7 protein-coding genes and 1 other annotated feature are annotated in these 9,505 nt (G+C 42.8%); of the genes, 3 read left to right on the forward strand and 4 right to left on the reverse strand.

All coding sequences use genetic code 11. The features are described from left to right. Positions 1–102: 102 nt before the first annotated feature. The 4 genes from pheA to AB6D80_RS23005 all read right to left on the reverse strand — a co-directional run bounded on the left by pheA (position 103) and on the right by AB6D80_RS23005 (position 4,593). Positions 103–1,278, reverse strand: coding sequence for a prephenate dehydratase (gene pheA, locus AB6D80_RS22990; RefSeq protein ID WP_017098363.1), 1,176 nt, complete (start codon positions 1,276–1,278; stop codon positions 103–105). Positions 1,279–1,290: 12 nt separating this feature from the next. Further along, positions 1,291–1,412 (reverse strand) — a sequence feature (Phe leader region). 110 nt (positions 1,413–1,522) lie between these two features. Continuing rightward, entirely contained in the window at positions 1,523–1,858 is a 336-nt protein-coding gene (hpf, locus tag AB6D80_RS22995; RefSeq protein WP_004735034.1) for a ribosome hibernation-promoting factor, HPF/YfiA family, read from the reverse strand. Positions 1,859–2,282: 424 nt separating this feature from the next. Next, a complete protein-coding gene (locus AB6D80_RS23000) occupies positions 2,283–3,707 on the reverse strand; it encodes a lytic transglycosylase F (RefSeq protein WP_309598818.1) in 1,425 nt (474 codons plus the stop codon). A 157-nt stretch (positions 3,708–3,864) separates the two neighbouring features. Further along, positions 3,865–4,593, reverse strand: a complete 729-nt coding sequence (locus tag AB6D80_RS23005; protein ID WP_009848466.1) for an outer membrane protein assembly factor BamD — start codon at positions 4,591–4,593, stop codon at positions 3,865–3,867. A 137-nt stretch (positions 4,594–4,730) separates the two neighbouring features. Between AB6D80_RS23005 and rluD the strand changes: the two genes are divergently transcribed. The 3 genes from rluD (at position 4,731) to clpB (ending at position 9,164) form a co-directional block, all read left to right on the forward strand. Further along, on the forward strand, positions 4,731–5,705 hold the full coding sequence (gene rluD, locus AB6D80_RS23010) for a 23S rRNA pseudouridine(1911/1915/1917) synthase RluD (RefSeq protein WP_009848467.1): 975 nt from the start codon (positions 4,731–4,733) through the stop codon (positions 5,703–5,705). An 8-nt stretch (positions 5,706–5,713) separates the two neighbouring features. After that, complete coding sequence (gene pgeF / locus AB6D80_RS23015; protein ID WP_371704044.1) at positions 5,714–6,448, forward strand: peptidoglycan editing factor PgeF; 735 nt, start codon at positions 5,714–5,716, stop codon at positions 6,446–6,448. Between the two features lie 142 nt (positions 6,449–6,590). Further along, positions 6,591–9,164, forward strand: coding sequence for an ATP-dependent chaperone ClpB (clpB, locus tag AB6D80_RS23020; RefSeq protein WP_371704040.1), 2,574 nt, complete (start codon positions 6,591–6,593; stop codon positions 9,162–9,164). The last annotated feature ends 341 nt before the right edge of the window (positions 9,165–9,505 follow it).

Below are 9,505 nucleotides of genomic sequence, written 5' to 3' on the forward strand. Positions count from 1 at the left end.
TATCGCCCAAACTGGTTAAATTTTAACAGTGACAACTACCCTGCCAGATAGGGTTAGTGAAAAGCTTATAGCAGTTAAAATGGGGGAACAGATAATAAAAAGTTAAGACAACTTAACCTGAGTAGCCTTAATGTTCTCACTTGGGTAACAACCTAACACTTTTAGGTGACGAGTTATGGCTGTTAGTTCCGTTATCGCTTGCTGCATATTATCTGAATCTAAGTGTGCTTCTAAATCCACATAGAACATCTCTTCCCAAGGGTTACCCATGATAGGACGAGATTCCAGCTTGGTCATGTTAATACCTAAGCGTTGCAGAATCAGCAGTGTTTCAACCAAAGAACCGGCTTCTTGAGAAGTCGACATGATGAGTGTCGTCTTCGCTGGGATCTGAGTCGATACTTCAACAGGCTTACGAGCGACCACGATGAAACGAGTGTGGTTCTCAGTTTGATTTGCAATGTTGCCTTGGATTGGTTGAAGTCCATAAAGCTTGCCGCTCGATGCATTACCAATCGCTGCCACATCATCACCGCCTAGATCTTTCACCTTTTTCATAGCGTCAGCTGTGCTTGCACAAGATTCAAGGCTGACATCTTTAAGGCGGCTTAAAAACTCACTGCATTGTTGATGAGGTTGTGGATGCGAATAGAGCGTTTTAATGTCTTCTAAACGAATATCATTTTTCGCGACCAAGCAGTGTTCAATCGGTTGAGAAAGTTCACCAACGATGTAAAGCGTTGTGTGTTGTAGTAGATCGTAGACTTCGTTAATTGACCCTGAACTGGTATTTTCAATCGGCAGTACACCGTAGTCGGCATGGCCCGATTCTACAGTCGATGCGACTTCTTTGAAGTGATTACAGTTCAGCTCAATCAATTCCATATTCTTGCGGCTGAAGTATTCACGGCTCGCAAGGTGAGAATACGATCCCTTAGAACCTAAGAATGCAACGCGAGCTAGTGGTTTACGGCTTTGTGGATTCGCAAGGTTTTGCAGGTATGACTGTTGCAGCAGAACCGAATCTTCAATGATGGTATGAAACAACTTAGTAATGTACTGCGCATCAAGCTCGTATTTATCTTTACCGTTGTTGATCAATTTGACTAGTAGTTGTTGCTCTCGTACTGCATCACGAACGGGTTTTGACGTTTCTACCTTGCTTTTAGCGACTTCGATACTCAGCTTACGACGCTCTGAAAGTAATTTTAGGAGTTCGTCGTCTAAATCATTGAGACGAAGGCGGATATCATCTAGTGAAATTGTTCGGTCAGTCATAAATGTGTCCTTATAAAAAAGCCCCCCTAGTGTGGGAGGCTTCTTGTTCGTTTTTGACTTGTTTTTCTAAAACGACTTAGCCTCCGATTTACGGAAGAAAAAAGAAGTCAAAAATAAACAAAGAGTGAGAGTGCATAAAAAGTGATTGTTTTATGAATGTTTAAACACAATAAGCAAGCGAGCTACGAGCGTCAAGCAAAAAAATAGCGCCCTGAGGCGCTATTTTTTAATCTGTCATATTTCCTTATTCTACTTCAGCTTCTAGCTCTTCGATTTCAGGCTTTTCAGCGCGGCGCGCTTCTGGTTTATGGCGCAGCTTGTTGAGTTGACGCTCTAGTTTTTGTTCTACTTCGTTAATAGCTACGTAGAGGTCGTCATGAATTGATGAAGCAACAAGTTGGCCTTTTGGTACCGTTAGAACGGCTTCAAATTTTTTCTTTTTATTTGGTTCTTCGCTAAAGCTCGCTTGGCAGCCAATGATGTCTACTTGCCATTTATCCAGCTTCTTAAATTTGCTTTCTATGTGATCACGGATTGCAGAGGTAATGTCGATATTTTTACCAGTGATGTTCATTTTCATAGAAGTTTTCCTCTGTTGTATCCCTCATGGGTTAACTTCAGATTACGACTTTTAGGAATAAAGAATGTGATTTAGATCTTGTTTTGGTTGGGTGGGATAAGCATTAAAATCAAATGTGATCTCACGCAAGTCTTGATATCTTTTTGTCGAAAAATACTTGTTATCCCTATGAAAAACGATAAGTTGGAGGCAAGGCTTCGCTAAAAATTAAACCAGTTTTTAGGGGCGGACTACAGCCTATAGAAAGTGCTTGATTGAAATTTACTCAATAGTGTTTTGTGATATAGGTATCATGATGTAGCTCTCTGCGTAAGCTTCTTCAGAATTAGATAAACAAAAGCCGCATAAGTTTTCTTATGCGGCTTTTATGTTTTTAACCTTATCTAACACCTTTGTTCCTCAAGCTCTGATGTTAAGGGCGAAGTTAATCGTTAGTGTTCAGTAATCTCGCTGTACCGTCCTCTCGGATGGCATTGATTGCTTGCAATTGTTTGTAAATGACGAAGTAACGATTGATGTTGGCGACATAGGTTACGGGTTCTTTACTCACGTACTTACGAGTGATGATTTCCACGTTTTTAAACCAGATATTTGGGTTATAACCCTTTTTTTTAGCAATGTTCCGCATCTTTCTTATCTTAGCGGGGCCGGCATTGTAAGAAGCTAAAGTGAAGTAGATTTGATTGTCAGGCGATATCGCTGGATCGTCAAAATATCGGTCTTTGATAAAGCGCATATATTTCACACCAGCATGGATGTTGTTATCCACCTTATGTATGTTTTTTATATTGACGTTTTTGTCTTTGGCGGTACTTGGCAACACCTGCATTACACCGATGGCGCCTCGGTGAGAAACCCTGCTTTGATCAAGTCCAGACTCTTGGAAACCTTGAGCTGACATCATCAAAGGGTCGAATTCGTATTCATTCGAATATTTTTCAAAGACATCTGCCAGTTTTGCCACTCGGTCTACTTTATTTGGGTTGAGTGCTCGTCCTAACCAACGAGTGTTGTCGATGTATTTATTATAGATAACGTTCCCAAGTAGAGTTCCTGTTCGTGCGGTCTTTACGTATTTGTTGATCTCTTTCTTTAGCTGAGGGCTGTCTTTTCTCAGTGCCCAAGCAATTTGACCATTTTCACGCAGCGGCAACTCAGTGTGTACCTGAATGTTTTCCATAACATCGAGCCAGAGCTTAGCTTTGTGGCTATCTAGAACTGTACCTTGTATATAACCCTGATTAACCAGTTCTATCAGCTCGTAGTCTTGCAATGATTCTTCGATAAAGTGGACATGCAGTGGTGGTAAACCTAGTGCGTTAAGCTCTTTGTTGACTCTTTGAACACTCTCGAAGTAACTTGAGCTAGCTCGGATCCAGACCTCTTGACCACTCAATTGCTTGATTTCGGTGATAGGGGCAGAATTTTTTCCGGTGATAATCAGTTCTTTCCCATCTTTGATCATTGGATCGGAAAAATCGATGACACTTAACCGCTTGTCGGTGATCGTTAGGTTGGCGACAGCGACATCACCGTAACCAGATTCTAACGAGGGGAGTAGATCATCTCGTTGCACGGGGATGATTTGAACGTTGAGATAGGGGTGCTTCTTACGAAGACTTTTCTCAAAGTGGTAGAGCATTTCTGCCACAATACCTTTTGGCTTGCCATCTTCTATGTAGTAAAAGCCCAGATCAGCCGAAACCAATACTCTCACTGTTCCTTTTGTTTTGAGTACATCTAAGTCTCCCATGTAAGGTTGATTGCTCAATGGGGACAGTTCTAATGCGTTGGAAAGTTGGCTAAATAACCCGATCCAGATAAATAATAACATCCTGCTCACATCCACACTCCATGTTGATGTTTTGTTAAAAGTTATCTATTGAAGATACTGCTTATGTTGCCATTCATCAAGTTTACCAGACGAAGTTCAAAAAAAATCGCGCTAACAAATTAGCGCGATTTTGAAGTGATTGTTTTAGTTAACGACGAGTGTGATTCGCTGACTAAGGCAGTGGATTGAGCTCGATTAACTTTTCTGTTCGTAACACTGCGTCTTCTAAGCCTAGTTGTTCATAAGCTTCTAATTGAATGTCTAAAGACTTACGTGCAGCAATGGTGTCAGGGTAAGTCTTCTGCAACTCTTGTGTTCTGTTTATAGCTGCAATCCAAGCTTCACGACGCAGGTAGAAATCAGCGGTTGCTAAGTCATACTCCGCGAGGCGGTTTTTCAGTGCGAACATGCGTTTTTGTGCATCTTCAGCGTATGGGCTTGCTGGGAAACGTTCTAACAGTCGTTTGAAATCAGCAAATGCAAGTTTCACAGGTTCTGGGTCTCGGTCGCTACGATCGATATTAAAAATATCATGCATGAAGTTTCGGTCTTGTGCCATATGCGTTAAACCGCGCATGTAAAGAACCCAATCCTGTTTTTCATGAGTAGGGTTTAAGCGTAGGAATCGCGAAATAGTCGCAAGGCCAAGCGCCAAGTCATCATTTTTGTAGTAAGCGTAAATCAGATCCAGTTGTACTTGTTCAGAATAGGCGCCGAATGGGTAACGTGAGTCTAAGGCTTCTAGCTTTTCGATTGCAGAAAGCCAGCTACCACTCTGCAGTGATTCTTGGGCGTCAGAGTAAAGAACCGATGGCGGTACATCCGGTACTATTTCTTCACTACTTGAACAACCAACTAAGAGTGATACGGCTAATAGACCCGTTAAAGTAAGGTGTTTCATGTCAGGCGTCGATTCCTTGAATTAAATATTTCGTAAGCTTCCGTTACTTTCTAACCAGTAACAGATACAATGATGCAATTATTCTATTTTATCCATACTAATGGGTATTAGTCTCACGGTTTTTAAAAAAGTTCGATATGGCTCAGCAGATAACATTAACAGACACAGTAAAAAGCAGCCAGTTAGGTCAACGTTTAGACCAAGCTGTCGCTGAACTATTTACCGATTTTTCTCGCTCTCGTATTAAAGAGTGGCTTCTTGACGGCAAAATCCAAGTGGATGGCGAAGTTATCACTAAACCGCGCACCATAGTTTTGGGCGGTGAAGCGATCATCTTACAAGCAGAGCTTGCGGATGAAGAGCGCTGGGAAGCACAAGATATTCCGTTAGACATTGTCTATGAAGATGATGATTTATTGGTTATCAATAAACCTCGCGATCTGGTTGTACACCCAGGTGCAGGTACGCCGGATGGAACCATACTAAACGCATTGCTTTTCCATTACCCTCAGATTGCTGAAGTACCTCGTGCGGGTATTGTGCACCGTCTTGATAAAGACACAACTGGCCTTATGGTTGTGGCTAAAACGGTTCCAGCTCAAACTCGCCTTGTACGAGCTCTTGCTAAACGTCGTATTACTCGTGAATATGAAGCAATTGCTATTGGTAAAATGACAGCGGGTGGTGTGGTTGAGAAAGGCATTAGCCGTCATGCAACTAAGCGTACGTTAATGGACGTTAATGAACTGGGTAAGCCTGCGGTAACTCACTACCGTGTTGCTGAGCACTTCCGCGAACATACTCGTATTCGTCTGCGCCTAGAAACGGGTCGTACTCACCAAATCCGTGTTCACATGTCATACCTTCAGCACCCGTTGTTAGGTGATATTGCGTACGGTGGTCGTGCACGTATTCCAAAAGGTGCATCTGAAGAGCTAACGACAATGATTCGTTCTTTTGATCGCCAAGCGCTACACGCGGTTATGCTGAAGTTTGTTCACCCGATTACTGGTGAAGAAGTAGAGTTCCACGCACCTGTGCCAAATGACATGGTTGTGATGGCTGAAGCGTTGCGTGTTGATGCTCGCGAAAACATAGAAGACGACATTTAATCGTGTCAATGATCATCCCTGACTGGAATGCACCAAAAAACGTGAAAGCATTTGCTTCGACTCGTTTTGATGGTTGTTCTACAGGTGCCTATCAAGGGTTAAACCTTGGTATGCACGTTGGGGATGATGCTTTACTTGTTGAAAGCAATCGAACATGGCTAAAGCAACAATCTAATATGCCCACGGCTCCGGTATGGCTAAATCAAACTCACTCAACGGATGTCGTTACAGTTTTAGAACCTGTGGCGAATGTGCTTGATGCGGATGGTGCATTTACCACTGCAAAGGGTGTTGTGTGTTCTGCGATGACAGCCGATTGCTTACCGGTCATCCTTACCGATACCAAAGGCACTCAAGTTGCTGCCGTTCATGCGGGTTGGCGTGGTCTTGCTGGTGGCATTCTTGAAAATGCCGTCGCAAAGTTTTCAAACCTAGATTCCGAGAACCAGATAATTGCTTGGCTTGGTCCTGCAATTGGTAAAGGTGCATTTGAGGTTGGCAACGATGTGTTGGACGCTTTTGTTCGTTTTGACCCTCAAGCGAAATTAGCATTTAAAGCTAAATCTGAACCTGGCAAGTGGTTAGCAAACATGTCTCAACTTGCGACTCAACGATTAATGAAAGTTGGCGTGACTTCGGTGACAGACTCGAATCTATGTACATACGCAGATTCAGATGCTTTCTATTCTTATCGTCGTGATGGTATTACTGGGCGTCAGGCGACATTTATTTGGTTAGAGTAATCTCTGACTAGCATAACCACTCATCCAGTTCATTTATATTTTCATATCAGCTCTATTCTTCATCCTTATCCCTTGAAAATCTGCGTTACCGTATCCATCTTCTAACCATAAGATAAACATATCTAAGAGTAGGAAGGTTGGCATGCGTCTCGATCGATTCACTAGTAAATTCCAAATTGCGATATCTGATGCTCAGTCGCTCGCATTAGGTCGTGATCACCAATATATAGAACCTGTACACCTAATGGTGTCTTTGCTTAATCAAGATGGCAGTGCGATTCGTCCATTGCTCACCATGTTGAATATTGATGTTGTTCAATTGCGTTCTAAATTAAGCGAAATATTAGACCGAGTCCCAAAAGTAAGCGGTATCGGTGGTGATGTTCAGCTCTCTAACGCAATGGGAACGCTATTCAACCTATGTGACAAGGTCGCGCAAAAGCGTCAAGACAGTTACATATCTTCAGAAGTATTCCTACTCGCTGCAATAGAAGACAAAGGACCTCTAGGTAACTTACTTAAAGAGTTAGGCCTTACTGAGCGAAAACTATCTCAAGCTATCGAGCAAGTTCGTGGTGGTCAAAAGGTTGATGACCCGAATGCGGAAGATAGACGCCAAGCTTTAGAGAAGTTCACCATTGATCTGACCGAGCGAGCAGAGCAAGGCAAGCTAGATCCTGTGATTGGTCGTGATGATGAAATTCGTCGCACGATTCAAGTCCTTCAACGTCGTACTAAGAACAACCCTGTCATTATCGGTCAACCCGGTGTAGGTAAAACTGCGATTGTCGAAGGTTTGGCTCAGCGTATTATCAATAATGAAGTGCCTGAAGGCTTAAGAGGCCGACGAGTGCTTTCATTAGACATGGGCTCATTAGTTGCGGGTGCTAAATATCGTGGTGAATTCGAAGAGCGTCTAAAATCAGTGCTTAATGAATTATCGAAAGAAGAAGGCAATGTCATTCTCTTTATCGATGAAATTCATACTATGGTCGGCGCAGGTAAAGGCGAAGGCTCTATGGATGCGGGTAACATGCTGAAACCAGCATTAGCTCGTGGTGAACTGCATTGTGTCGGCGCAACAACGCTCGATGAATACCGACAATATATAGAGAAAGACCCGGCTTTGGAGCGTCGATTCCAAAAAGTGATCGTGGATGAACCCACCGTTGAAGACACGGTAGCGATTCTTCGTGGTTTGAAAGAGCGCTATGAACTCCACCATCATGTAGAAATTACCGATCCTGCTATCGTAGCGGCGGCAACGCTATCTCACCGATATGTTTCAGATCGTCAGTTACCAGATAAGGCGATTGATCTCATTGATGAAGCGGCTTCGAGTATTCGAATGCAGATAGATTCAAAGCCCGAGTCATTGGATAAGTTAGAGCGCAAAATCATTCAATTGAAGATCGAACAGCAAGCTCTGACGAATGAAAATGATGAGGCCAGTGAAAAGAGGCTTCGTACGTTACAAAGCGAACTTTCTGAGAAAGAACGCGATTTCGCAGAGCTTGAAGAAGTTTGGAACGCTGAAAAAGCGGCGCTGTCTGGTACGCAACATATTAAATCAGAGCTAGAACAAGCTCGAATGGATATGGATTTTGCACGACGCGCTGGTGACCTTAACCGTATGTCTGAATTGCAATATGGTCGAATTCCAGAATTGGAGAAGCAGTTAGATCTCGCGACTCAAGCTGAAATGCAAGAAATGACCTTATTACGTAATAAGGTGACCGACGCTGAGATCGCCGATGTCCTTTCAAAGCAAACCGGTATTCCTGTTTCTAAAATGCTAGAAGCAGAAAAGGAGAAGCTTCTGAAAATGGAAGGTGTTCTGCATAAGCGGGTTATCGGTCAAGCGGAAGCGGTCGAAGTGGTATCGAATGCGATTCGTCGTAGCCGTGCTGGTTTGTCTGATCCGAATAAGCCGATTGGTTCGTTCTTGTTCTTAGGGCCAACAGGTGTCGGTAAAACGGAACTGTGTAAAACATTAGCTAACTTTATGTTCGATAGTGAAGATGCGATGGTTCGTATCGATATGTCTGAGTTTATGGAAAAACACTCTGTTGCTCGTTTAGTTGGTGCGCCCCCTGGTTATGTGGGTTATGAAGAAGGTGGGTACTTAACCGAAGCTGTTCGTCGAAAACCTTATTCTGTCATTCTGCTTGATGAGGTAGAGAAAGCTCACCCAGATGTTTTCAATATTCTATTGCAGGTTTTGGATGATGGACGATTAACTGACGGACAAGGTCGCACCGTCGATTTTAGAAATACCGTGGTAATCATGACATCGAACCTAGGTTCAACTCGTATTCAAGAGAACTTCAATACATTGGATTACCAAGGCATTAAAAATGAGGTTATGGAAGTTGTGGGTAAACATTTCCGACCTGAGTTTTTGAATCGAGTTGATGAAAGTGTCGTGTTCCATCCATTAGGCCAAGAGCACATCGAGTCAATTGCCGCTATTCAGCTTGATCATTTGAAAATGCGAATGGAAGACAATGGTTATGAACTCGAAGTTTCAGAAAAAGCGCTCAAGCTAATCTCTCAAGTTGGTTTTGACCCTGTATATGGTGCAAGGCCTCTTAAAAGAGCAATTCAACAAACTGTTGAGAACCCGTTAGCGAAAGCGATACTGGCTGGAAAAATAAATCCAGAGAAGAAAGTACAGCTATTGGTGAATAACGACCGAATTATTGCTCACCAATAATCAAACTATGAATAATAGGTACGATTAGCCGAAATTAAGGCTTAATCGTACCTATTTTGAACGCTTTGTGTGAATAGTGTCCGAACGATCGCCTGTGGCGGTTTTTTTCCGTTTTTGGTCTTGTGCAAAGGGGGATTCTCTCTATAATGCGCCTCCGTTGCTAGGGATAACCAAGCGGTTTGAACTAAGTAACGAGACGACATTAAGCATTTAAGATGCTTTGAAAAATTAGCTGGAAAAAGTGTTTGACACTGGAACCTAATTCGCTAGAATGGCCGTCCACTTCGAGAGGCTCCTTACTTAAAAGGAACGCTCAACAAGTGAAGCTCTTTAACAATTTA

Origin of the sequence: Vibrio sp. 10N.247.310.17 (assembly GCF_041466605.1) — a bacterium.
GTDB lineage: Bacteria > Pseudomonadota > Gammaproteobacteria > Enterobacterales > Vibrionaceae > Vibrio > Vibrio tasmaniensis_A.